A 25,538-nucleotide genomic window follows, 5' to 3' on the forward strand; every position below is an offset into this window, starting at 1 on the left:
CTTATGCGTTTTGTTGCTTTCTTTTTTTAGATAAGCCAAAGCCCATAATGGCAAAGCCGGCCAGAAACAATAACACGGCCAGCCAGAACAACTGCTGACCGATAGCGAATCCGACCAGGACAAAAGATAAAATGACAAAGAAGGCAAGTCCAAACATATTCCAATTCATGATCTATGTTCACCCCATTCCCTTTCATTATAATAGAAAACAGTTGGAAAGGAAACGAAACCATCTAGAAAAAGAACAGTGGCATTGGAAGTGATGATTTAGTATGATGGATGGGGAGATGAGAAAGATGGTAAAGGGGGTTCATCCATATGGAGAATACGTCCACTTTAACGGTGCCTGCAGATTTATGGCCTGTGGCTGACTTCTTTTTTAGGGGACTGGGTAGTGAAGTGAATTTGGATAACGAAGCGGAAGTCGCTGTGTTGTTTCGCTCGTTTTTTCTCTTATATTTAACAGTCGTAGCCTTAGCTATTGCTACATTTAAACTGGGTTTTGCCAGAAAACTGCCCCTCGCAAAATCGATTGTCGTGTACGCGGTACTTGTTGTAGGGACCTTTATACTTACTTTGATTTTAGGCTTGAATTTACCGATTGCCGAAAGTTTAATGGTGGCAGCGTTAATTCTAGGTGTCTACCGCTTACGGCTTCATAAAGAGCGGAGCGGACGGGAAAGCCGCCAGTCATAAACAAAGCCCTGACTTCAAATCGTCAGGGCTTTGTTCTATCTTGTATTACGATAAATGCTTCTCGCGTTTTCGTTCCCGATTAAAGCGGAAATTACCTGTTTGTAAACGTTTCTCAGTGTTTTCTTTAATGCGATCGTGACAGGACGGACACATATACGTGTGAATCCTGCGGTTTCGTAAACGTTTCGCCTGTAAAGAATAGCTGTCAATTTTCTCAATAGTATCGCAAAGTACACATTTTACACGCATGTCCTCACCTCAATCCTTCCACTATGACTTTATGATAACATGTTTAGCCGAATCACGCATTTTTCTTTTAGTGTACATGTTTTAAGTGAATGAATTGAGGGAATATAATGGGTAGTAGAACAGAAAGGATGATTTGATGAAGAAACGATGGATATTTACTGCAGTAGGAGCAGCAGCTGGAGGAACCTTAGCTTATTTTATGAAAGACGAGGATAACCGTCAGCGAGTCAAGGATAAAGCGAAAACGGTACAGGCTAATTTTATGCAGGACGGACAAAAGGCTGACATGCCTGTAGAAGAAGCCGGGCAGCCAGAAGAAGTTTCTAACATGGAAAATTCTAAAATGGTTTCTGAGGGATCCCAATTTGGCGTCCAATACTATAATGAACTGACTGAAAAAGAGCGGGAAATTTTAGAAAAAAGCAACAGCTAAATCCATATGGATTTAGCTGTTTTTGGTCATGGGCGGACTTGAAAGGCAGACATTGATTACTGTTCTTTAGATTGCTTTTCTTGAAGTTGTTTAATCTTTTCCTTATCTTCTTTAGGAACAGATTCTTTGTTTGGATCCTGAGATTCAGGCTGATCTTCTATCGGTCGTTCCGGCATATAACGAGCGACGATTTGGCTCAGTTCTTCGGTTATGGCTTGGACAGGGTGTCCTTGTGAAATTTTTTCACCGAGCCCGCGCAAGCGTTCGACACCATCTGCATCCGCAATTACGATTGCTTCTTTCCCATAGGGGTCATGCTTCAGGGCTTCGGCTACAGAAAATTTAATCATCCCGACACGTGCACGGTCCAGGTCCTTATCGACATCGATACCGACTGCTGCATAAGATCCAAGAACAACTGCTGTGGCATCATGAACGCCAGGTTCCTCAACGGCTATTTTGGCTAAGTGACTAGCTGTTTTCTGATTGGACATATTTGGCTGCTCGACTGGATCTGAATCAGTTACATATTTCATTTCCGAGTTGCCACCCTGATCCTCTTGAAGCAATTGCTTTTCACCTGTCTGCTGGCATGCGGACAAGCAGAGCAGGCCGATTATTAATAGTATTGTTTTCATACGAAACACTCACTTTTTTTAATTAGCTTGTGGTTAATGTGAGTGTTTTATACGCAAAAAGGACAGCTTGCCCGCTGTCCCTTTGTCATCATTCAAAAATTATTTTTTTAATCCCTGTAATAGGAGCATCTTTATTGGACCCATCCTTGAAATACAGGTGGACTGGTCCATCTTCTTTTAATGGTTTTCCTGCTTTTGAGAATAATAAAAGCGACTCGCCTAACTCGTCAGCGTCAATTGAATGGTCTCCATCATCTGTTACTAACACAGCAGAAGTCACTTTCGGGTCCGGTTCACTCGTATGAATGAATGGTTTGATAGGCATTAAAAAAGTTTCTGTTTTTATGAGTTCTTTCTCCGCTCGCGTGAGGCTTTTGTTCACCGGCGGGTTGATTTTCTGCTGATACATTTCACGATCGAAGCGTAGTGATTTTCTTTTTAACTCGTCTTCCGCTTCTTCTTCACGGGAAGAAGCTTGTGAATTATGGAACACTTCATCATAAGTAAGTTTTCGGTCATCGAAAATCCAGACTGTTGGATCAAGGGTAATTGGGAATTTCACCTGACCTGATATTTGTACTATCAAGTGATGCGCCACCTTTCCTATTAAAAATCTTGCCTTATTAATCATAGCAAAAAATGAGAAAGTTTTCATTTCTGGGAGGGTTACTTATGGAGGAAAAAATATCAACGACTACCTTGGAAGAATGGCTTGAGAACGTCAAACCGTTCGCCTATGATGGTCAGCTTGCTGATTATATACCGGCACTGGCGAAACAAGATCCGGAAGACTTAGCCGTTTCGATTTATTATTTAGACGGTGATTGCGTCCATGCCGGCGACGTTGAGTCCTGTTTTACTTTGCAAAGTATTTCGAAAGTCATCGCCCTGGCTCTCGCCTTGATTGATAATGGGGAAGATTATGTTTTCGAACGCGTTGGGATGGAACCGACCGGAGATCCGTTTCATTCGATTTATCGACTGGAACAACATCGGCCTTCAAAACCGCTTAATCCGATGATTAATGCTGGAGCGCTGGCTGTTTCGAATATGATTCACGGTCAGACCCCGGACGAGAAAGTTGGCAGGCTGCTTAGCTTCATCCATGAAATGACAGATGACCATTCAATTCGGTTTAACAGTGAAGTGGCTTCCTCTGAATTCGAAACGGCATTCTTAAATCGCTCATTGCTCTATTATTTAAAGCAGCATAAAGTGGTGACAGGAAGTGTAGAAGAGACACTCGATGCCTATACAAAGCAATGCTCTGTTGAACTGAATGTGCGGCATTTATCAAAGATTGGAGCACTGTTTGCTAATGAAGGCCGAGATTTGAATTCAGGCAGACAAATTATTCCTAAGCACTTTGCCAGAATATGCAAAACGTTCATGGTCACGTGCGGAATGTATGATGCTTCTGGTTCGTTTGCCATTAAAGTAGGTATACCAGCTAAAAGTGGTGTATCAGGCGGCGTGATGGGTTCTCTTAACGGTTTTGGCGGCATTGCTGTTTATGGGCCGGCCCTTGATTCAAAAGGTAATAGTGTCGTTGGGTTGAAACTGCTTGAAATGTTGTCGAACCGCTACGACCTTTCGATTTTTTAGTCAAATCCCCAATAGTTAGTTGCAATTTTTTAAATGAAACGATACTATTAATAAAAGAAAGTTTGTTACTGGAGGGGATCTTAATGTTGTCTGATGTGGCTGTGGATCATCGTGAAAAGGCCTACGCCCTTCTAAAAGCTGATGCTGATAAAATTTTACGATTAATAAAAGTACAAATGGACAACTTGACTATGCCTCAGTGTCCGTTATATGAGGAAGTTCTAGATACACAAATGTTTGGGTTGTCACGTGAGATACATTTTGCTGTGCGCTTGCACTTAATCAGTGAAGAGGAAGGCAAAGCTATACTGGATAACTTAGAAAAACAACTCAATGTTTTACATGAAGCTGCTCAGAATTCGTGACGAAAGAACTCAAATTGCGACGTATTTGTTGTAATTTGAGTTTTTTTGTATCCGTTAGCGCTTTCATGCATTTAAATAGACAGAATTGTCATATAAGAAGGAATTGTGACAACTTTTATAGAAAATATACATAGTAGGGATGAATGATATGTTACAACGATTGAAAACCTATGACTTCACATTGCTTTTTGCCCCTATTGCTTTAGTATCTTTCGGCACTGTCATGGTTTATAGTGCGAGTATGGTGTACGGGCCGGTTGTTCTTGATGTTCCCAGTAATCATTATTTGTTGAAACAATTACAATGGATGGTACTCGGAATTATCATGCTATTCTTTATGTCCGTCTTCCCATACCGACACTTTAAACGACTGGCAAAAGCAACCGTGCTGCTCATGGTCATCTTATTAGTCGGTTTGTTTATTTTCGGGAGTGAGGTCAATAATTCATTATCCTGGTATGACCTTGGCCCGTTAAGTTTTCAGCCGGCTGAGTTTGTCAAGATTGGCATAATTATTTACCTGGCATCTGTGTATGCCAACAAGCAGGAGTACATTGGGAATTTTCCTAAAGCTGTGCTGCCGCCACTCGTTATTATTTCGGTACTGCTCGGGTTAATCATTATGCAGCCAGATATCGGTTCGGCCGCGATTATCGGGATGCTTGCCAGTATCATGATTATGAGTTCAGGGATTAAAGGTAGGCACATCCTGCTGCTCGTTGTAGTGACCGCTGGTATTCTTATCATGGCAGGATCACAGCTTGTAACGGAAGAAAGGATTAACCGTTTTTCAGGTGCTTACCAGCCATTTGAAGCTCCGGAAAGTGATGGGTATCATTTGATTCAATCGTATGTTGCCATTGCTACAGGAGGGTTAACAGGTGTCGGGTTGGGACAAGGTGTACAAAAACTGGGTTACTTACCAGAACCGCATACCGATTTTATTATGGCGGTTATTGCAGAAGAACTGGGTTTTATAGGTGTTGTGATTACAGTAGGTTTATTAGCTACCATTGTATTAAGAGGTTTGTACATATCGTGGCGCTGTAAAGATGCATTTGGATCTTTACTCGCCCTCGGAATCTCCTCGTTATTTGCTATTCAGTCCTTTATCAATTTAGGGGCGATGAGCGGTCTTCTGCCAATTACAGGTGTGACGCTGCCGCTTGTAAGCTATGGAGGTTCCTCGCTGGTCATCATGATGATATCTTTGGGGATTCTTAACAACATTGCAAGGACTGTAAAAGTTAGAGAAGAAGAAAGGCAGGAAACGTACGAACCAGAAAGGGAACCAGTACCTCGTACAAGACAACAAGGAGTGAGATCATGGAATTGAAGAAAATTGACAAGGTTTTAGTAGCCAACCGTGGAGAAATTGCCATTCGTGTTTTCCGTGCCTGTACTGAATTGAATATCCGTACAGTAGCTGTCTACTCACAGGAAGATACAGGTTCTTACCACAGGTATAAGGCGGATGAAGCCTACCTGATTGGGGAAGGGAAGAAGCCGATCGATGCTTATTTGGATATCGAAGGGATTATTGAAACAGCTAAAAGCGTCGGAGTAGATGCGATTCATCCCGGCTATGGTTTTCTATCAGAAAATATCGACTTTGCCAGAAGGTGTGAAGAAGAAGGGATTATCTTTATCGGGCCTACCAGCGAACATCTCAATATGTTCGGCGATAAAGTAAAGGCAAGAGATCAGGCTGTCCAGGCTGATATCCCAGTGATTCCTGGAAGTGATGGTCCAGTAGCAGGCATCCAGGAAGTCAGCGATTTTGGGGATCAGAATGGATATCCTTTAATGATTAAAGCAGCGATGGGAGGCGGAGGTCGCGGCATGCGGATTGTCCGCAGTGCTGAGAATCTCCAGGATGCTTATGATCGTGCCCGTTCTGAAGCTAAAGCGGCTTTTGGAAGTGATGAAGTTTATGTGGAGAAACTTGTAGAAGAGCCTAAACATATTGAAGTGCAAATTCTTGGTGATTTTGATGGTCAGATCGTTCACTTATATGAGCGGGATTGTTCCGTGCAGCGCCGCCATCAGAAGGTGGTTGAAGTGGCGCCCAGTGTATCACTTCCAGAGGGGTTAAGAGAAAGAATTTGTGATGCGGCCGTTACCCTCATGAACAATGTGAATTACGTGAACGCAGGTACTGTGGAGTTTCTCGTGTCTGGTGATGAATTTTATTTCATTGAAGTGAATCCACGTGTTCAAGTAGAACATACGATTACGGAAATGATCACAGGTGTTGACATCGTACAGACCCAAATATTGATCGCAGAAGGTCATCACCTTCACAGTGCCCAAGTAGGGATTCCTGGCCAGGAAGATATCCGTACACACGGCTATGCGATTCAATCCCGTGTAACGACGGAGGATCCGCTTAATAATTTCATGCCGGACACCGGCAAAATTATGGCTTACCGGACCGGTGGTGGATTTGGGGTGCGCCTTGATGCCGGTAATGGGTACCAGGGGGCTGTCATTTCACCTTACTATGATTCCCTTCTTGTGAAACTATCAACATGGGCTCTGACATTCGATCAGGCCGCACATAAAATGGTACGTAACTTGAAAGAATTCAGAATCCGCGGAATTAAAACGAACATTCCATTCTTAGAAAATGTTATTCAGCACAGCCAATTCCAATCAGGTGTTTACAATACGACCTTTATTGATCGATCGCCGGAACTGTTTGTTTTTCCTAAGCGAAAAGACCGTGGAACGAAGATGCTGAGCTATATTGCTGATCGCACAGTCAATGGGTTTGAAGGCAAGGGGAGCAGAAAGAAGCCGACAATTCCTAAGCCACGTATTCCACAAGTCAAGTATTCAAATGAAATACCCGGAGGAACGAAACAGATTTTAGATGAAAGAGGTCCTGAAGGTCTGGCAAAATGGTTAAAAGAGCAGAAAGAAGTCCTGCTGACAGATACGACGTTCCGTGATGCTCACCAATCATTGCTGGCCACAAGGGTAAGAACAAAAGATCTAAAAACGATCGCAGAGCCTACATCACGATTGCTCCCTGATTTATTCTCATTAGAAATGTGGGGCGGAGCGACTTTTGATGTAGCCTACCGATTCCTGAACGAAGACCCGTGGGAAAGACTGCTGACACTCCGGCAGAAATCGCCAAACGTACTTTTTCAAATGCTGTTACGTGCTTCCAATGCAGTAGGGTATAAAAATTATCCCGATAACCTCATTCGTGAATTTGTTGAGAAGAGTTCCAACGCTGGTATTGATGTGTTTAGAATCTTTGATAGTTTGAACTGGGTTGAAGGAATGAAACTAACGATTGATGCGGTACGGGAAAACAATAAGATTGCCGAAGCCTCGATGTGTTACACAGGGGACATTATGGATTCGTCCAGACCTAAGTATGACCTGAAGTATTATCAAAACTTGGCAAAAGAGCTTCAGGACGCCGGGGCCCATATCCTTGGCATCAAAGATATGGCTGGATTGCTTAAACCAGAGGCAGCTTATCAGCTTATCTCCAGCCTGAAAGAAACAGTCGATATCCCGATCCACCTTCATACCCATGACACGAGTGGAAATGGAATATTTACGTATGCACGAGCTATCGAAGCAGGCGTAGATGTGGTGGACGTGGCAACAGGTTCCATGGCCGGATTGACTTCTCAGCCAAGTGCCAACAGTCTTTACTATGCACTAGAAGGCAGTGAACGCAAGCCTAATGTAGATATTGAGGCATATGAACAATTAGGTCATTACTGGGAAGATATCAGGGAGTACTATACCGATTTTGAAAGCGGCATGATGGCCCCGCATACTGAGGTCTACCATCACGAAATGCCTGGCGGGCAATATAGTAACCTGCAGCAGCAGGCACGTGCTGTCGGTTTAGCGGATCGCTGGGACGAAGTGAAACATATGTACCGCAGAGTGAACGATATGTTCGGGGATATTGTAAAAGTCACGCCGTCCTCCAAAGTGGTTGGTGACATGGCTTTATTCATGGTTCAGAACGATTTGAATGAAGATGATATCTATGAAAAAGGAGAATCATTAGCATTCCCGGATAGTGTTGTAGAACTTTTCCAGGGGTATTTAGGGCAGCCTTATGAAGGGTTTCCTTCTGAGTTGCAGCGGATCGTATTAAAAGGCAGACAGCCGATTAATGAACGTCCAGGTGAACTGCTTGACCCTGTCGATTTCAAGGACTTGAAAGAAACCTTGTTCCATAAACTAGATCGGCAGGTTACTAGTTTCGATATGATTAGCCATGCTCTGTATCCTAAAGTGTTTATGGACTATCACAAGTTTACAGAACAATATGGTGACATGTCTGTTTTAGATACACCGACGTTCTTCTATGGTATGCGGCTTGGGGAAGAGATCGAGGTGGAGATCGAACAAGGTAAGACTTTAATCGTCAAACTCGTTTCGATTGGAGAAGCTCAAGTTGATGGAACGAGAACGGTCTACTTTGAATTGAACGGTCAGCCTCGTGAAGTTGTAATTAAGGACTTGAATGTAAAAGCTACTGTCCAGCAGCGTCCAAAGGCAGACAAATCAAATGCTAAACACATTGGAGCGAGTATGCCGGGTACAGTCATTAAGGTCATTTCCGAAAAAGGTGACAAAGTCCAAAAAGGAGATCACCTCATGATAACCGAAGCCATGAAGATGGAGACGACAGTCCAAGCGCCATTTGATGGTGTGATCAAAGATATTTATGTCGGTAACAATGAAGCGATTCACGTAGAAGATTTACTCATCGAATTTGAGTAAATCCTTTAGAGACCTGGTACCTGTAAAATAGGACCAGGTCTTTTTTATACATACACAAGCGAAATGATCAGCTGGAGGCTCAGGATTCATCGAAATAGGGACTTTTGGAGGTACTACAGTTGACAAAATTTGAATTCTGGATGCCGGATAAAATTGAATTCCTGCTGAACAGGACCTTGCATTGTGGCCCGTAATTTGCTAGAACTATAAAGGTGTCTATTTTTTCTTTATGTACATAGGAGATCCAGGGAAAGCCTTTCCAAAAAAAGCGTCACATATTTGTCACATTTTAATAAAATTGTGAAGGAAAAATAGATAGAAGTGAAATTCCATGATACAATTATTCTGATGTTTCCATGAATTGTTTACTTTTATGGAGAATGATGACTGATTTATAGCTAACTTGCCAATGCTATAAAAGACAGAAGGAGGGAAGATATTTCGATGGACAATCCTAGAACAGTTGAGTCCGCTGCTTCATATGTTGTGAGCGAGTCAACTGTCCGTGAAACTTCAATGATAGCTGACATCAAAAGCTTAATTAAAGTCGGAATAATAAACTCCAATCTGATTACAACGTTCACAGGTTTCTGGCTTGCCATGTATTTTACTGGTGCAGGCTTCGCCAGTCATTGGCTGACATTCCTATTGACCATGTTCGGAACCGCTTTCTTAATTGCGGGTGGATGTATCATCAATAACTGGTATGATAGAGATATTGATCACATCATGACACGAACGGTCAGCCGCCCTACTGTAACGGGTTCAATTCCATTGCCAGTGATTTTATCGATGGGTATTGGCGCTTCAAGCATCGGTTTTATTATACTTTTATTCACGACCATAGAAGCTGCCCTCTTTGGAGCATTTGGCTGGTTTGTTTATGTGGTGCTGTACACCATGTGGTCTAAAAGGAAATACACGATCAACACGGTAATTGGAAGCTTTTCCGGTGCTGTTCCGCCATTAATCGGGTGGGCTGCCGTTGAACCGGGATTACGTTTAGAAGCTATTATCTTGTTTTTAATTATGTTTATCTGGCAAACTCCTCATTTTTTAGCTTTAGCTATGAAGAAGAAAGAGGATTACAAAGCAGCTGGAATTCCAATGCTGCCTGTTGTTCATGGGTTTAAAATGACCAAAAGGCAAGTGGTCGTTTATGTAGCTTGTTTATTGCCATTACCAATTTACTTAGTTTCTCTGGGAAGCATCTTTTTAACGGTGGCCTTCGCTCTGTCTATCGGCTGGCTGATACTGGGTTTAGTCGGGTTCTTGATGAAGGACGATTATAAGTGGGCCAAGTGGATGTTTGTTTATTCCTTGAACTATTTGACAATCCTATTCTTAACGATGGTGCTTGTCACATTGCCTGTTTCTTTTTAAGGTAACCAGCTCTTTTTCGAGCTAGTTCCAATAATATAATTCAATCAAAAGAGAAAGAGAGGTATCACTCAATGAGAGGTTGGATGGGAAAGTTCCGTTCCTTGATCTTATTTGGCGCATTAACCCTATTCCTTTCGGGATGCGGGGTTGAGAATATGACTGCACTAAAGCCAGAAGGATATGGAGCGAATTTATTATTTGATCTTATGATGATCAGTATTGCGATAATGCTCTTTGTGTTCATTATCGTTATGGCGATCTACACGTTTGTTTTAATTCGTTATCGTCAGAAAAAGGGACAGGAAGACTATATCCCTAAACAAACAGAAGGAAACAAAGCTTTAGAAATGATTTGGACAGTTATCCCAATTATTTTACTTCTAGTATTAGCTGTTCCTACTGTGCAAGCTACGTTTGACTTAGCGGATACAGGAGCTAAGAACGATGAGGACGCAATAACCATTGAGGTTACTGGTAATCAGTACTGGTGGCATTTTAATTATAAAGGACAGGAAATCACGACGAGTCAGGACCTTTATATTCCAACTGGTGAACGCGTATACTTAGACTTAAAATCGAGTGATGTTATTCACTCATTCTGGGTTCCTTCCATCGCAGGTAAAATGGACACGAATCCGGGCGAAAACGTAAATTCGATGTACTTAGAAGCTTTTGAAGAAGGCGTTTACTGGGGACAATGTGCTGAGCTTTGTGGTCCATCGCATTCTTTAATGGACTTTAAAGTGATTGCTGTAAGTCCTGAAGAATTTGATCAGTGGGTAAAAGACATGCAAAATGTCGATCCTGAAGCTGAGCCAAAGACAGCCTCTGCAAAAGAAGGTCAGGAATTATTTAATAACAACTGTATGAGCTGTCACGCCATTGGAAGCGGCGGTGCCGGTATTGCACCAAACCTAACCAATTTTGGCAACCGTACGATGATTGCAGGAATTCTTGAACCGACGAAAGAGAACTTGGTCAATTGGATTGTTAATCCAGATGAAATTAAGCCTGGTAACCAAATGCCGGCCAATCTGGTATCTGAAGAAGAAGCAAGCAAGATTGCAGATTACCTGCTGCAACTTAAACATTCAGAAGTTACACCTGATTCTGCAGGTGACAACAATCAAAAATAATTTATAACTACGAGAAAGAGGTTTTTAAGGGAGGTTAAAGCGTGAGTACTGCTGTTGCTCAAAATCGTGGACTCGGCGCTGCGATTTGGGACTATTTAACAACGGTGGACCATAAAAAGATTGCTCATCTTTATTTGGTCTCCGGAGGTTTATTTTTCCTTATCGGCGGGCTTGAAGCGATGATAATTCGAATTCAGCTTATGGAGCCTAGTAATAACTTCATATCCGCTGGACTTTATAATGAAATGATCACCATGCATGGTACAACAATGATTTTCCTGGCGGCAATGCCGATCATATTTGCTTTAATGAATGCTGTTGTACCTTTACAGATCGGAGCACGAGATGTAGCTTTTCCATTTTTGAACTCACTAGGTTTCTGGTTGTTTTTATTTGGTGGGTTAATTTTGAACATTTCCTGGTTTACGGGCGCTCCAGATGCCGGCTGGACGAACTATGCACCACTTTCGACAACCTCGCCCGGCCATGGAGTAGACTACTACGTCATGGGTCTGCAGATCTCAGGCGCTGGAACGTTGATTGGTGGTATTAACTTTCTTGTAACGATCGTTAATATGCGTGCACCCGGTATGACATATATGCGTATGCCGTTGTTTACCTGGACTGTCTTTGTAACGAGCACATTGATCCTATTTGCCTTCCCGGCATTGACTGTTGGTCTTTTCCTCATGATGTTTGACCGCATGTTTGGATCTGCATTCTTTGATGTAGCTCTTGGCGGTAACGCTATGATCTGGGAGCACTTATTCTGGATCTTTGGACACCCGGAAGTATATATTTTGATTCTTCCTGCTTTCGGTGCTTTTAGTGAAATCTTTTCTACGTTTTCTAAAAAACGCCTGTTTGGTTATTCAGCGATGGTATTTGCAACTGTATTGATCGGCTTTTTAGCCTTCATGGTTTGGGCTCACCACATGTTTACTGTGGGAATGGGTCCAATTGCGAACTCGATCTTTGCTGTAGCTACAATGGCAATTGCTGTTCCAACCGGAATTAAGATATTCAACTGGCTGTTTACGATGTGGGGCGGTAACATTCGCATGACAACCGCTATGCTCTGGTCAATCGCATTTATCCCTACCTTCACCATTGGAGGTATGACAGGGGTAATGCTGGCGGCCGCAGCAGCTGATTATCAATATCACGATACTTATTTCGTAGTAGCCCATTTCCACTATGTTATCGTTGGTGGTCTGGTGTTCGGTATTTTCGCTGCCCTCCATTACTGGTGGCCGAAAATGTTTGGGCAAGTTTTAAGTGAAGGTCTTGGTAAGTTAACTTTCTGGTTGTTCTTCATCGGATTCCATCTGACGTTCTTCATTCAGCATTTCTTAGGTCTGATTGGAATGCCGCGTCGTTACTGGACATACCAGGAAGGACAGGGACTGGAATTAGGAAACATGATCAGTACAGTCGGTGCCTTTTTAATGGCGATTGGTACTCTTGTTTTCCTCTATAACATTGTTCAAACTGCCGTAAAAGGCGAGAAAGTAAGCGGAGACCCGTGGGATGGCCGTACGCTCGAATGGGCAATTCCATCACCACCACCGCACTATAATTTCAAACAAACACCACTTGTCCGCGGTCTTGACGCCCTATGGGTGGAGAAGATGGAAGGCAAGAATGGGATGACCCCTGCTGAGCCGCTTGGTGATATTCATATGCCAAATAACTCTATTCTTCCGTTCTTAATGTCATTAGGACTGTTTATTGCAGGCTTTGGGTTCATCTATCAAGTGGACAATAAAATGTGGTTAATTCTCGTATTTATCGGAATGGGTATTACACTTGGATCCATGTTGACACGTTCAGTCAAAGATGATCTAGGTCATCATATTCATAAAGAAGATCTTGAGAAGGGGGCTGGCGAGTAATGAGTAATGAGGATGTACTAAATCCAAAAGAAATGCCACATGAGCCGGAAAAAGCCACCCTTGAAGGCAAGAATAAGTTCATAGGCTTTTGGTTCTTCCTTGGCGGGGAAACCGTATTGTTTGCTTGTTTATTTGGTACGTATCTTGCATTAAACGGCTCGACTATGGGGGAGAATACTCCTGAACACCTATTTGGCTTAGAGCTCGTGTTTATTATGACGATGCTTCTATTAACAAGTTCTCTGACAAGTGTGTATGCAATGTACCATATGAAGAACAATGATTTTGGGAAAATGCAATTATGGCTTGGCGTTACAGTCGTGCTTGGACTCGGATTCCTTGGCTGTGAAATTTACGAATTCATGCACTACATTCACGAGTATGAATTCACATTCCAATCTTCGGCGTTCGGTTCTGCTTTTTACACGTTAGTTGGATTCCATGGTGGTCACGTACTATTTGGTTTATCATGGATCACTGCGTTGATGATTCGTAATTCAAGACGCGGCCTGAACCTGTATAATGCACCTAAGTTTTATATTGCAAGTTTATACTGGCACTTCATTGATGTTGTATGGGTATTTATCTTTACTGTCGTATATTTGATGGGAAAGGTGGGTTAATCAATGGCGAATCACTCGAAATCCCCTAGTCAGCAAATGGACTTTGAGAAGAAGCAGCACAAGGAAGAAATGAAACAGCAAGTGATTAGTTTTGTGATGATGATTCTTTTCACGATCGTGGCATTTAGTATGGTGCTGCTTGAGATTAACTCGTATTTCCTCATTCCTACATTGATCTTACTGGCAGTTGTGCAAGTTCTTTTCCAACTGTATTACTTCATGCATATGAAAAACAAAGGGCATGACATGGTTGCCATGATGATGTACGGAGGAATCAGTGTTGCCGTACTGACGATCATTACCTTTACGACTATTATCTGGTGGTAAAGAAGACAAAAGACCGGGGATCTCCGGTCTTTTTCTTTATGTCTAATTTATGAACATTAAAAAAGATCTTGGACAAGGCTCGTGTTTTACGTGAAAATTAGTTAAAATAAAGAGGTAACAAGTCTATACAATCTGAGGTGAGACACCCATGTGGTTAGAACTACAAATATTCGGGTTTCGAGCACTATGGAGCCCTTATTATTTGCTTTTTGTTTTAGTACTTTCATTTCTTTACTTTATGATAACCGGACCGTGGCGTAAGCAGGGTGAAACAAGACCTGAAACCCGTCAGCAGGTAATGTTTTATATCGGGATGGCATTGTTATACACTATCAAGGGATCCCCGATTGACTTACTCTCTCATATAATGTTTACCGCACATATGATACAAATGGCTCTTTATTACTTATTGTTTCCAATCCTCATTATTAAAGGGATCCCTGTTTGGATTTGGCAAAAGGTTTTTCAAATACGTGGACTGAAGTCGGTTCTTAGCTTATTAACAAGGCCGTTGATTGCACTGTTATTATTTAACGGTGTATTCTCGATTTATCACATGCCACAGGTGTTTGATTATGCCAAATCGAGTGAATGGGCTCATGCGCTTATTAGTACCGGCATTTTATTCACCGCATTTTGTATGTGGTGGGCCGTGTATTCACCGCTTGAGAAAACAGATCGTTTAAGCCCTATTTTAAAGATTGGCTACATTTTTGCTAACGGTGTTTTAATTACACCAGCATGCGGGCTGATCATTTTTGCCGGCGCCCCTATCTATGAAACATATTCCCAGGCGGGTGCATGGCTGCAGGCAATGAGTTTATGTGTGCCCACAGATGTACTGGCAGGCATTTCAAATCAATTAAGTGGCCCTGCGTTTTTTACTCCAATGCCAGTGCTGCATGATCAGCAGCTGGGCGGGATTGTCATGAAAGTATCACAAGAGATCATTTTCGGCTTCATTATTGCTCAAATCTTTTTCAGCTGGTTTAATCGTGAGCGTGATACAATTGATCCATTGCCAAGCCATTTGCAAACAGACTCGTAATGCTGAGAGTTTACCTCCGCCTATACACTTTGCCGTAAGATTTATCGAAAAGGAGAACGCACATGCCATTATTACCCACACTAAGTACTTTTTTTATTGTACTAAGCGCGATATTAATTGCTATTGGCTGGCGGTTAATTGTTACAAATAAACCTCAAGCACATAGAAAGGCTATGATTGCTGCGTCTATCAGTGCATTGATTTTTTTCATTATTTACATGAGCCGAACTATCTTTATTGGAAATACCAGCTTCGGCGGTCCTGATGATATCAAAATATACTACACTATTTTCCTGATTTTTCATATTATCCTTGCCACAGTAGGCGCTGTGTTTGGGGTTGTGACTCTGACGTTAGCTTTTAAGCGAAATTTAATTAAGCATCGAAAAATTGGTCCAGTTACAAGCATTATCTGGTTTTGCACAGCAGTTACCGGTGTAATGGTGTACTTGTTGCTATATGTGATTTATGAAGGTGGAAAAACCACAAGCATGCTAAAGGCTATTTTTGGATTTTAAGCAGACAGCAATTAGATGAATTCGTCTAATTGCTGTTTTTATAACAAATAAAGGAGAGGATTAGGTGGAACATGCCTCGGACCGTATCAGGTTTATCCCGATAACTGTGAAAGCAGGCCAGCTTATGATCAGGAACCCCGTTAGTTTTTACGCTACATATGGTTTCCCGCGTAATAAATCCTGGCCTCATGATGGATTAAAAGCGATCTTGCCTTTTTACGTAGAGTTGTTAGAAAACGAGAGGTCTGAACTCGGGTTCGGTCCGTGGATGATGGTGGACCGCAGAGTGGGGGAAATACTAGGTGACATAGGATTTAAGGGGCAGCCTAAGTATGGAATGGTCGAAATTGGCTACTATGTAGTTCTTTCCAAGCGGAATCAAGGCTTCGCCACGGAAGCTGTAAAAGCGATGTGTAACTGGGCTTTTCAACAATCGCATGTTCGGACTGTTGAGGCACAATGTGACAAACGCAACCTCGCCTCCCAGCAAGTACTGTTCAACAATGGGTTTAATCCAATTTCGGAAAAAGGTGCTATTATTACTTTTATGAAAGAGAAATACAGTCGTGCTGAGAAACCTGGGTCGACGCAAGACCAGCATCAATAATCCCGTGAGTCGATAGCAGTCGACCGCGGGATTATTGGTGTTTATAATTTTAAATTCCACTTAATGATTCCGGCTTCTTTTGCAGAGTTAAAGGCGATCAGTGTGAGCGGTCCTAGGATAAAGCCAGCAAGCCCGATAAGCTGGAGCCCGAGATACATGGCGATTAAGGTAGCTAGCGGGGACAGACCAATGTGACTGCCCATAACTTTTGGTTCAACCGTTCTACGTATAGCAAGCAGGATGATCGCTAATACAGCCAGCTGTGTTCCAAGTGGGATATCACCTGTGATAAACATATATAACGACCATGGTCCTAAGATCACGATTGATCCGATGATCGGGATGAAGTCAATTACCCAGATGATCAGCGACATGACAATGGCTACTTCAGGGGCAATCCACAACAATCCAATGAGAGAAACGATGAAAATGATAATACTGACTAGGAATTGTGCTTTTAAAAATCCAAACACAACATAAGATAAGCGGGCGTTCATGAATTTTACTTTTTCCGAAGTGGCTTCGGTAAGCTGGTTGTGTAATTTTTTTCTGAGTCGCGGCATTTCCAGCATAAATAAAAATAAAGCAATCAGATAGACAAGGAAGCTCACTAGATACTCAGGGATTTTTGCGGCTACTGCAGCAATATTTCCAAGCTGTAATTTTTGACTGATCGCCTGAGTGGTTGAATCAAGTGTACTCATTAATTCACTTGTTACTTTCTCGACGAATTCTGGAGGCATATTCTTTGTGAAGTTATCCATATTATTTTCCCAATGAATAAACACACTGTTAATTTGGTTAATGTAGGCAGGAGCATTGTCAGCCAATTGAAGGATCTGAGTGATCGCTCTGGTGACAGCGTATGTTCCCAGTAATCCAATGAAGAGTAGAAATAGCAGAAATACCACAATCACTGCCACTTTCCTATTCACTCGAAGTCGAAACTTGATCCATCGTATGGAAGGATTTAAAAACAAGGCAGTGACGAGTGCAGCAATTAGCGGCACAGATATGGGTAAAACAAAATACCCTACAACGATGAACAGGATTGCAAGCAGGATAAGTGTCCATTGACGCTTAGTAAGATAGCTGAACAATTTATAAAATGACTCCCTTCTTCTCTATATTTGAGTGTGTCATGAAGAAGAGCCGCTCACCAGAGTGGTGTGCGACTCTTGAATAATTTTCAGCCAGTCTTAGAGGTCATTATGTTGTTTGGTGTTCGGCTACGTGTTCTTGTAGTTTCTTAACTAAATTGGTTGCTTTATCAATGATGCTTGAAGAAAACCCTTCTTGTTCTCCATATTCTACGCCATGTGGATAGTGGTGCTTCCCTAGAAGCGGAGTCACCAGCTGGATAACGGCATTACCTTTATCTACGTCACCTTCCAGCGCATATCCTTGTATGCGGATATAGAACGTTTTATTCTTCTCTGGGGAGTCAACTTTGTAATCATAGCTGACTCTTTCGTAATCCCATGAGCCGCCCAAAATAAACCCATTACTTTCCATAATCATAGTGAGTCGTTTAATGTCAATTACTAATCCATCGATTCCAGTACCTTCTAATTTCATTACATACACCTCACAAATTTTATGTATCTTTCCTCATTTTAGTATGGGAAAGGACAAGTTGCAATTCGCTGTGAATCGCTTTGTTATTACTATACATACTTTACCGACAGTCACTTAATTATACTATAAATTGCCTAGCCATGCATGTAATAAATTTAAGAAATCGGGAACAATACATATCGACGGCTGAATTAAAGGAGGATATTCATGAAGACCGTTAAAGATGTAATGACGAGTGATGTATCTGTTTGTCAAACGAGTGATACCTTATTCGATGCAGCTTCTATGATGAAACAGCAAAATGTTGGAGCCGTGCCTATTTGTGATGATAGTGGCCATTTAATGGGAATGGTAACCGATAGAGACTTAGTGATCCGGGGATATGCTGATAAGAATCCAGATTCTACACCTATCCAGCAAGTGATGAGTGAGCATCTGTACCATATCAGTCCAGACACGACCCTTGAGGAAGCCGGACAAATGATGGCCGAGCATCAAGTACGCCGACTGCCTGTCGTTGAAAATGGAAAATTGACAGGGATTATTGCGCTTGGTGATTTGTCCCTTGATCAAAAATCAGATCATGCTGCTGGTGTAGCATTACACGACATTTCAGAGCGTCCAGAGCTTCATTAAACCTTTTTAATAAGGCGACCCCTAGCAAAACGGGTCGTCTTATTTATTGACCCTACACGACGTAGGGTCGTTCGACGTTGGCACAGGAAATGCCGAACTTAGTCGAACTTCCTCTATGCCGTTTTTAACAGAACTTCCTTGAATTTCGGACTTCCTTAATTCAGTTTTAGCAGAGCTTACTCTTTCCTGTCTATCAGCGAATACACTTTTGTCATAGAAACAAGTTCTCTAGCTTATAGTATAGTAAAGAGGGTTAATAGGGGGAGTGGACGATGAGGAATTCGATTGCTATTGGATTGTTATTTATTCTGTTAAGTGGGGCGTGCTACCTGTTTATAGCTCAGCCAGCCACTCCGGAAACTCAGCCATCTGAATCCATCATAGAGACAGCGTCACCTGAGCAGCCTGTGACGAAAAATAGTCAGGAGAATCTGGAAAAAGAGAAAACGTTTTTCTCTTGGCTGGGAACTTCTAGTGAGGAGATTCTATCTCAGTTTAAAGAACCAGATCGAATTGATCAAAGTCCATACGGGTATGAGTGGTGGGTGTATTCGGGAGCGGATCGTTATTTTCAATTCGGCATCCGTGATGGAGAAGTAGTTACGGCGGTTACTTTTAGCGAAAACCCGAATGCACAGCTGACCATCGGGAAAAGTTATCGTCAATTAAATCAAGCCTATACGTTCCAGTCGGATGTGTCGATCCGCAATGGAATGTATTCCTTTCAGCTTACCGAAAAAGATATAAAAGAACGGCCGCTTATTCCATTAAATGATGAATGGTCTGCACAGCTTTATTTTGATACGTTTACGAAAGAGCTATCAGCTGTCCGTGCCGTTAGAAATGATATTTTACTGGAACAGCAGCCCTATCAACTTACTTATAGAGGTGATCTTCCTACACCTGAGGTCCTTACAGAGGAGGATTGGGAGGAGATCAATCAGGGTGCTGAACAGCAAATCTTCGAAATGTCTAATTATATTCGCCTGAAACATGGAATTGACTCGCTGGTAGTTCATGACAAAGCGGCGGCAGTGGCTTTTAGCCATAGTAAAGATATGAACGAGCACAACTATTTCTCCCATCATTCTCAAAATGGCGATGGGGTCGGAGAACGGCTTAGGAAGGCAGAAGTTCCCTATACAAGAGCCGGCGAAAATATAGCAGCACAGCATATCGACGCAACAGCTGCAATTCATGGATGGTTGAATAGCAAAGGCCACCGTGAGTCTTTGCTGGATGAGCGTTACACCCACTTGGGAGTCGGGGTGGATCAACTGTATTACACCCAGAATTTCCTCGCACTGCCTTGAACATATTTAGGCGAAATGCATAGGCTATAGAGTAGTTTTCTATAGTGAGGTGTGTACACATGAGTGAAAAGATCTTGCACCCAAGCGTCCAGCAATTTAAGGAGTTCGTAGATGCCAATCCTAATGTGAAAAGTCACCTAAGGAAGAATCATAAACTTATCCAAAGTTACTATGAGAAGTGGATGATTTTAGGAGAAGATGATCCTTTCTGGACATCACTTCCGAAATCAAAAACGCAAACGGATAACAATAAAAAGGATTGGATGAAACAATTTGGAGACCTGATGCAGGATATCAATTGGGAAGATGTTTCCAAGCATATCGATGAACTGAATGGAGCGATCGGCCAGATTCAACAGCTGATTACGAATATTCAACAGGAAAACAAACAAGACGCAAGGCAAGACACCATCGGCTATCCGTATTATTAAGCCGGCACATATTTCTTTACAGTTCCAGTAAAACCCAAGGGTATCTGCACCTTGGGTTTTTTGGCGTGCGGTGTACTGCTAAGTTGTCTCCACATCATTTATTTCAGTAGGTATGTTTTATATATACCTATACGGGGTACTCCCATGTAAATAAACTGTATAGAAGTGAACATAACTAATGGATATAGGAGGTTATTTATAGTGCCGAACAAAAATGATCAGCATAAGGAACACGGAAATCATCCGAACGAACATGTGCCCGAGCATCAGCAGTCACATGAGCATCATGACGACCACGCCCATCATGACCATGGTGCGCACGATCACCACGATCATCACGAACATATGGTAGCCGATTTCAAGAAACGCTTTTATATTTCACTTATACTTACGATTCCTATTTTGCTCCTGTCTTCGATGATTCAGGATTTCATTGGTTTAGAGATTGCTTTTCTATATGATCAGTATGTGTTATTTGGGTTAGCTTCATTGGTCTTCTTTTATGGAGGCTGGTCCTTCTTAACTGGTGCTATGGACGAGTTAAAGAATAAGAACCCAGGGATGATGACACTGATTGGCCTTGCGATTGTTGTCGCTTATGGTTATAGTTCCATGGTTGTTTTCGGATGGGAAGGACGCAATTTCTTCTGGGAGCTTGCCACATTAGTTGATATCATGCTGCTTGGCCACTGGATTGAAATGAAGTCAGTGATGGGGGCTTCGAATGCTTTACAAGAACTTGTTAAGTTAATGCCAAATGAGGCGCATCGTGTCAACGAAGCTGGGGAAACAGAAGATGTGCCGATCCATGAGCTGGACCATGACGATCATGTAGTAGTGAAACCAGGTGAAAAAATACCGGTCGACGGTATGATCCTTGATGGTAAATCAGCGATCGATGAATCGATGTTAACAGGTGAGTCGGTTCCTGTTGAAAAGGCTCAGGAAGACGAAGTAATCGGCGGTTCGATTAACAAAGAAGGTAGTCTGACGATTGCTGTGAAAAATATCGGAGAGAACACGTATCTTTCACAAGTTATTAACTTGGTCAAGGAAGCACAAAGTTCGAAATCACGTGCCCAGGACCTGGCAAACCGGGCGGCGAAGTGGCTGTTTTACCTGGCATTGGCATCAGGGATTGCGACCTTCATCATTTGGGTCACGATGGGAGCAACAATTGATATGGCAGTCGAAAGGACAGTCACGGTCATGGTCATCACATGTCCGCATGCTTTAGGACTGGCTGCACCACTAGTCATCGCTGTTTCAACCGCCATTTCCGCGAAAAAAGGCCTGTTAATTAGAAATCGCACCCAATTTGAGAACGCCCGCCAGTTGGATGCTGTTATTTTTGACAAAACCGGAACGCTCACGAAAGGCGAATTCGGGGTCACAGATATCATTTCTTCACAAGGATTTGAAGATAGAGACGTTATCTATTGGGCTGCGAGTGCTGAACAGAATTCACAGCACCCGCTTGCAAGAGGTATCATCGAAAGGGCAGAGGAACTGGAAGTTTCCCTGGATCATGTTGAAAACTTCGAATCCATGACAGGTAAAGGACTGCAAGGGGACGTTGCGGGGAAAAAAATCGCGGTCGTCAGCCCTGGCTATGTGAAGGGAGAAAACATCTCCTACGATACCTCGTCGTTTGAAAGGCTGTCAGAAGAAGGGAAAACCGTTGTGTTTGTTCTGCTTGATGGTCAATTGGCCGGTATGATAGCACTGGCTGATATAGTACGGGATTCAGCGAAAGCAGCGATAGCTGCCCTTAAAGAAAAGGGAATCCATTCTATCATGTTGACAGGGGACAATCAGAAAGTAGCTGATTGGGTCGCTGACCAGCTGGACATGGATGAGGTGTATGCAGAAGTTCTTCCTGATCATAAAGCAGACCAGGTCAAGAAAGTCCAGGCAGAGGGTAGAAAGGTAGCAATGACAGGGGATGGTGTCAATGATGCCCCGGCCTTAGCGACAGCTGATGTCGGGATAGCGATCGGCAGTGGAACGGATGTGGCTGTCGAAACTGCCGATATCGTTTTAGTTAAAAGTAATCCGGAAGACATTGTGTCTGTTGTGGAACTATCTCAAAACACGTATAAGAAAATGGTGCAAAATTTGTGGTGGGCCGCAGGATATAATATCGTCGCTATTCCATTAGCTGCAGGGGTCCTGGCCCCGATTGGAATAATGCTGAGTCCTGCTGTTGGTGCCATCCTTATGAGTCTGAGTACGATTGTGGTAGCGATTAATGCCAAGCTACTTAAAGCCTAGCTTGCGGGTGGCTGATCGGAGGTGTCTCATTCTGATTTAACCCTTTTAGTAGAATAGGATGTATCTGCATTTTATTCTATCTCTATATTTGGTACAATATAGAAGGAGGTGACACCTACTATGTTAGCCACAATGGAAATTGTAGATATATTAGACCAGTCTGAATCGATTGGTAAGATGGTTATGGATTCAGAGGTCATGCAAAATTACCAACAAGCTAAACAAGAGCTTGCGTCGGATCCAGATGCCCAGAAATTGATTCAGGATTTCACGGATATGAAAGATCAATACGAAGACGTGCAGCGCTTTGGGCGTTACCACCCTGATTACAGCATCATTATGAAGCGTGTCAGAGGGGTAAAGCGTGAGATGGACATGCATGAGAAAGTAGCACGTTATAAGAAAGCAGAACGTGAAGTTCAAAAGCTGCTGGATGAAATTAGCCAGAGTGTTGCCTTTAGTGTTAGTGAACAGATCAAGGTTCCGAGGAATGGAATGGTGTTTACAGACACAGGGTGCGGCTGTGGATCCGGCGGAGGCTGCGGTTGTGCTTCGTAACATAATATAAAGTATACTGACAGGTGTGTGTGCATCTGCAGCAAACATAAGGCGCCTGACTCTTGTTTTGATTGGAACATGAGTCAGGCGTTTCGTTTCTATTCTAGCTATCAAGCTTAGGAATGATTGAAGAGTAGTGATTAATTTGGTAAAATCATCATAAATACAAAACAAAGTAGGGAATTTTTATGAGGGTGAAACGACAAGGAATCATTGTGTATTTTCAACACATGAAGAATATTCGTCAAATTAAAAAACATGGTCATTTGATCCATGCTTCCAAAAAGCAAAAATATGCCCTTCTTTATGTGGATCATGAAGACACAGAGTTTAAGATGGAGAAACTGGAGCGTTTACCGTTCGTCTCTCGTGTTGTTCTTTCCCATAAGCCAGCCATCCGAACGAACTTTGAGAATGCTAAACCGGATAAAGCTAAGCAATATGATTATAAGATGGGGATTTAACAGGCGTTTGTTATGAACAAACGCCTGTTTTATTTTTCCTTACGATAAAGGAGCTATAAACTTATTGGTCCTTAATATGCCGATTAAGTATTGATAATACAAGTCTGTCTCAGGAAACACATTCGAGGGTTTAACAGTAAATTCGCTGATTTGTTTCTGATGACTTTCTACCATATCTTTAAACATCTCATAGCGTTTATTCGGCTGCTCATGCGGGTTAGGAATGCCTTCTCTGCAAAGGTAGATCGGCTGAAACTTTTGCTCAGGAGTAGGCTTCATGATTAAAGCTAGGGAAGCTGCGGGGCGGTTTGATTTTTCGCTAAAGAATGCAATGGCGTGCTGGATGCGATCAGGCATGAGCCGCCCCAGTTCCACAAGTTCATAGATATCCGCGTATCCTTCGCCGAGTTCAATAAATTTTTGAATCAATTGATATCGTCCTTTCAAATGGTCTACTCCTTACTTTAGCATGGGACAGGAAGTCATGGGAAGTGGTTATAGGTGATTGCCATGGGGCGGATGAAATTCACTTTAAGTTTTGCAGACAAAAAAATAGAGCTGCCCCACTAAGGGACAGCCCTTCTTTTTGCTTCTGTAATATGGAAACAAAAAGCAAAGGGAGAGGAGAAACCGGAAGATGGACCTATGGGGAATTAAGTCTCTTCCGTTTTCCGAAGCAGATAGATCTGCCTCACAACTAAGTATCACCACTTCTAAAATGTTTTATACGAACAAAGCTGATTATTTTCCGAAAAAAAACGCCTCTTGTGTGAAACGTTTTCAGCTCTTGACGATTTGTGGTAGGATTATGGTGAATGTGGATGAAAGAGGGGTGAAAATGATGCGAGTCATTGCAGGTATACATAAAGGCAGACAACTCAAGCCTGTACCGAATCATAAAACAAGACCCACGACGGACAAAGTGAAAGAATCGGTGTTTCAAATCATCGGGCCATATTTTGAAGGTGGACAAGTTCTCGATCTGTTTGCTGGAAGCGGAGGACTCGGCATTGAAGCTCTAAGCCGCGGTGCGGAGCAGTGTGTATTTGTGGATCAGCAGCAGAAGGCGATCCAGGTCATTCATGAGAATCTGGAGACCCTCAGGCTGAAGGATCAAGCTGAAATATTTAGAACCGATGCGCTTAGAGCCATTAAGGCGGCAGGGAAAAGAGGACTGACTTTTCAATACATATTTCTTGACCCTCCTTATAAAAAGTTTTCTTATGAAGACCTGCTGGAAGCCTTGATTCATGAGGGACTGACTGATAGTGGGACAACAATCGTCTGTGAACACGATGCCGCTGAGGATATTCCTGCCCAAGTAGGGCAATTTAAACTAATAAAATCTGAGAAATACGGCAGTAATATCGGTGTTTCTATTTTTAGATATGAGGTGACAAAATGACCAGGTTAGCGATTTGTCCAGGCAGTTTTGATCCTGTGACATACGGACATTTAGATATCATTCAACGCGGGACGAAGGTGTTCGATCACCTGATCGTGGCTGTGTTTAATAATCAAAGCAAGGCACCGTTGTTTGATGTCCACGAGCGAGTAGCACTATTGGAAGAAGCGACTGCAGATCTTTCTAACGTTTCAGTGGACGCTTGTGACGGACTGCTAATGGATTATGCGCAAGACAAAGGAGCTCAAGCGATTATTCGGGGATTGCGAGCGGTCAGTGATTTTGAATATGAAATGCAAATTACATCCATGAATCGGAAGCTCAATGAAGAAATTGAGACCTTTTTTATGATGACAAATAACCAGTATTCGTTCTTAAGTTCGAGTATCGTCAAAGAAGTTGCCAAATATCGGGCCAACATTTCCGACTTGGTTCCACCGACAGTTGAAAAAGCACTACGGCATAAATATAAATAAGCAAGGAGGTGTTCCAACAGTGTAAATCACTTAAAGGAACACCTCTTTTTTTTGAATGAGTTTCTCTGTTTGGATAGTAAGGGCGGATGCTTTCTTTACAGATTTTCCCGAGT

General features: G+C 42.4%; 29 protein-coding genes. 22 read left to right on the forward strand and 7 right to left on the reverse strand.

Features of this window, described 5'->3' with window-relative positions:
- Position 1: 1 nt before the first annotated feature.
- Positions 2–169: a DUF5325 family protein gene (locus tag P9989_RS09680; protein ID WP_283078552.1), complete on the reverse strand. Its 168-nt coding sequence runs from the start codon at positions 167–169 to the stop codon at positions 2–4.
- Positions 170–318: 149 nt separating this feature from the next.
- Between P9989_RS09680 and P9989_RS09685 the strand changes: the two genes are divergently transcribed.
- Positions 319–696, forward strand: a complete 378-nt coding sequence (locus P9989_RS09685; RefSeq protein ID WP_283078553.1) for a YlaH-like family protein — start codon at positions 319–321, stop codon at positions 694–696.
- 45 nt (positions 697–741) lie between these two features.
- On the opposite strand, the gene P9989_RS09690 is transcribed toward P9989_RS09685, so the two are convergent.
- On the reverse strand, positions 742–945 hold the full coding sequence (locus P9989_RS09690) for a YlaI family protein (protein WP_283078554.1): 204 nt from the start codon (positions 943–945) through the stop codon (positions 742–744).
- 136 nt (positions 946–1,081) lie between these two features.
- Between P9989_RS09690 and P9989_RS09695 the strand changes: the two genes are divergently transcribed.
- Entirely contained in the window at positions 1,082–1,378 is a 297-nt protein-coding gene (locus P9989_RS09695) for a hypothetical protein (protein ID WP_283078555.1), read from the forward strand.
- Between the two features lie 56 nt (positions 1,379–1,434).
- On the opposite strand, the gene P9989_RS09700 is transcribed toward P9989_RS09695, so the two are convergent.
- Both P9989_RS09700 and P9989_RS09705 read right to left on the reverse strand, forming a co-directional pair.
- Positions 1,435–2,016 (reverse strand): YhcN/YlaJ family sporulation lipoprotein, encoded by a 582-nt coding sequence (locus P9989_RS09700; RefSeq protein WP_283078556.1) that lies wholly within the window; start codon positions 2,014–2,016, stop codon positions 1,435–1,437.
- A gap of 88 nt (positions 2,017–2,104) precedes the next feature.
- Positions 2,105–2,602, reverse strand: a complete 498-nt coding sequence (locus P9989_RS09705) for a hypothetical protein (protein ID WP_283078557.1) — start codon at positions 2,600–2,602, stop codon at positions 2,105–2,107.
- An 86-nt stretch (positions 2,603–2,688) separates the two neighbouring features.
- On the opposite strand from P9989_RS09705, the gene glsA reads away from it, so the two are divergent.
- From glsA to P9989_RS09765, 12 genes are all read left to right on the forward strand, one after another.
- On the forward strand, positions 2,689–3,621 hold the full coding sequence (gene glsA, locus P9989_RS09710; protein WP_283078558.1) for a glutaminase A: 933 nt from the start codon (positions 2,689–2,691) through the stop codon (positions 3,619–3,621).
- An 83-nt stretch (positions 3,622–3,704) separates the two neighbouring features.
- Complete coding sequence (locus tag P9989_RS09715) at positions 3,705–3,986, forward strand: Fpa/YlaN family protein (RefSeq protein WP_079529716.1); 282 nt, start codon at positions 3,705–3,707, stop codon at positions 3,984–3,986.
- 148 nt (positions 3,987–4,134) lie between these two features.
- Complete coding sequence (gene ftsW, locus P9989_RS09720) at positions 4,135–5,322, forward strand: putative lipid II flippase FtsW (protein WP_283078559.1); 1,188 nt, start codon at positions 4,135–4,137, stop codon at positions 5,320–5,322.
- Positions 5,313–8,753 carry a pyruvate carboxylase gene (gene pyc / locus P9989_RS09725; protein ID WP_283078560.1) on the forward strand — a complete coding sequence of 1,147 codons (3,441 nt, stop codon included), beginning with the start codon at positions 5,313–5,315 and terminating at the stop codon, positions 8,751–8,753. The genes ftsW and pyc overlap by 10 nt, the downstream gene beginning before the upstream one ends.
- Before the next feature lie 444 nt (positions 8,754–9,197).
- Positions 9,198–10,136: a heme o synthase gene (gene cyoE, locus P9989_RS09730; protein WP_390306783.1), complete on the forward strand. Its 939-nt coding sequence runs from the start codon at positions 9,198–9,200 to the stop codon at positions 10,134–10,136.
- Positions 10,137–10,207: 71 nt separating this feature from the next.
- A complete protein-coding gene (coxB, locus tag P9989_RS09735; protein ID WP_283078561.1) occupies positions 10,208–11,272 on the forward strand; it encodes a cytochrome c oxidase subunit II in 1,065 nt (354 codons plus the stop codon).
- Between the two features lie 41 nt (positions 11,273–11,313).
- The gene (ctaD, locus tag P9989_RS09740) at positions 11,314–13,167 is read left to right on the forward strand and encodes a cytochrome c oxidase subunit I (protein WP_283078562.1); all 1,854 of its coding nucleotides are present in this window, start codon (positions 11,314–11,316) and stop codon (positions 13,165–13,167) included.
- Complete coding sequence (locus P9989_RS09745) at positions 13,167–13,790, forward strand: cytochrome (ubi)quinol oxidase subunit III (protein ID WP_283078563.1); 624 nt, start codon at positions 13,167–13,169, stop codon at positions 13,788–13,790. Before ctaD ends, P9989_RS09745 begins: the two co-directional genes overlap by 1 nt.
- A gap of 3 nt (positions 13,791–13,793) precedes the next feature.
- Complete coding sequence (gene ctaF, locus P9989_RS09750) at positions 13,794–14,117, forward strand: cytochrome c oxidase subunit IVB (RefSeq protein WP_283078564.1); 324 nt, start codon at positions 13,794–13,796, stop codon at positions 14,115–14,117.
- A 148-nt stretch (positions 14,118–14,265) separates the two neighbouring features.
- Positions 14,266–15,165, forward strand: a complete 900-nt coding sequence (ctaG, locus tag P9989_RS09755) for a cytochrome c oxidase assembly factor CtaG (RefSeq protein WP_283078565.1) — start codon at positions 14,266–14,268, stop codon at positions 15,163–15,165.
- 62 nt (positions 15,166–15,227) lie between these two features.
- Entirely contained in the window at positions 15,228–15,683 is a 456-nt protein-coding gene (locus P9989_RS09760) for a DUF420 domain-containing protein (RefSeq protein ID WP_283078566.1), read from the forward strand.
- Positions 15,684–15,747: 64 nt separating this feature from the next.
- Entirely contained in the window at positions 15,748–16,290 is a 543-nt protein-coding gene (locus P9989_RS09765; protein ID WP_283078567.1) for a GNAT family N-acetyltransferase, read from the forward strand.
- Positions 16,291–16,331: 41 nt separating this feature from the next.
- On the opposite strand, the gene ytvI is transcribed toward P9989_RS09765, so the two are convergent.
- Positions 16,332–17,390 (reverse strand): sporulation integral membrane protein YtvI, encoded by a 1,059-nt coding sequence (ytvI, locus tag P9989_RS09770; RefSeq protein WP_283078568.1) that lies wholly within the window; start codon positions 17,388–17,390, stop codon positions 16,332–16,334.
- Positions 17,391–17,499: 109 nt separating this feature from the next.
- On the reverse strand, positions 17,500–17,868 hold the full coding sequence (locus P9989_RS09775; RefSeq protein WP_283078569.1) for a YugN family protein: 369 nt from the start codon (positions 17,866–17,868) through the stop codon (positions 17,500–17,502).
- Positions 17,869–18,075: 207 nt separating this feature from the next.
- Here P9989_RS09775 and P9989_RS09780 point away from each other — a divergent pair, with 207 nt between their 5' ends.
- The 6 genes from P9989_RS09780 (at position 18,076) to P9989_RS09805 (ending at position 23,544) form a co-directional block, all read left to right on the forward strand.
- The gene (locus P9989_RS09780; protein WP_283078570.1) at positions 18,076–18,504 is read left to right on the forward strand and encodes a CBS domain-containing protein; all 429 of its coding nucleotides are present in this window, start codon (positions 18,076–18,078) and stop codon (positions 18,502–18,504) included.
- A gap of 272 nt (positions 18,505–18,776) precedes the next feature.
- A complete protein-coding gene (locus tag P9989_RS09785) occupies positions 18,777–19,817 on the forward strand; it encodes a CAP domain-containing protein (protein ID WP_283078571.1) in 1,041 nt (346 codons plus the stop codon).
- Positions 19,818–19,876: 59 nt separating this feature from the next.
- Complete coding sequence (gene ylbD / locus P9989_RS09790; protein ID WP_283078572.1) at positions 19,877–20,248, forward strand: spore coat protein YlbD; 372 nt, start codon at positions 19,877–19,879, stop codon at positions 20,246–20,248.
- A gap of 345 nt (positions 20,249–20,593) precedes the next feature.
- Positions 20,594–22,522 (forward strand): copper-translocating P-type ATPase, encoded by a 1,929-nt coding sequence (locus tag P9989_RS09795; RefSeq protein WP_283078880.1) that lies wholly within the window; start codon positions 20,594–20,596, stop codon positions 22,520–22,522.
- Positions 22,523–22,642: 120 nt separating this feature from the next.
- Positions 22,643–23,080: a YlbF/YmcA family competence regulator gene (locus P9989_RS09800; protein ID WP_283078573.1), complete on the forward strand. Its 438-nt coding sequence runs from the start codon at positions 22,643–22,645 to the stop codon at positions 23,078–23,080.
- 188 nt (positions 23,081–23,268) lie between these two features.
- On the forward strand, positions 23,269–23,544 hold the full coding sequence (locus tag P9989_RS09805) for a YlbG family protein (RefSeq protein ID WP_283078574.1): 276 nt from the start codon (positions 23,269–23,271) through the stop codon (positions 23,542–23,544).
- Positions 23,545–23,583: 39 nt separating this feature from the next.
- Here the strand turns inward: P9989_RS09805 and P9989_RS09810 are convergent, their stop codons facing one another.
- Entirely contained in the window at positions 23,584–23,973 is a 390-nt protein-coding gene (locus P9989_RS09810; RefSeq protein WP_283078881.1) for a DUF7147 family protein, read from the reverse strand.
- 208 nt (positions 23,974–24,181) lie between these two features.
- Between P9989_RS09810 and rsmD the strand changes: the two genes are divergently transcribed.
- Entirely contained in the window at positions 24,182–24,949 is a 768-nt protein-coding gene (gene rsmD / locus P9989_RS09815) for a 16S rRNA (guanine(966)-N(2))-methyltransferase RsmD (protein ID WP_346274900.1), read from the forward strand.
- A complete protein-coding gene (gene coaD, locus P9989_RS09820; RefSeq protein WP_283078575.1) occupies positions 24,946–25,425 on the forward strand; it encodes a pantetheine-phosphate adenylyltransferase in 480 nt (159 codons plus the stop codon). Before rsmD ends, coaD begins: the two co-directional genes overlap by 4 nt.
- Positions 25,426–25,538: the final 113 nt, after the last annotated feature.

It is taken from the genome of Halobacillus naozhouensis (assembly GCF_029714185.1).
GTDB classification, from domain to species: Bacteria; Bacillota; Bacilli; order Bacillales; family Halobacillaceae; genus Halobacillus_A; species Halobacillus_A naozhouensis.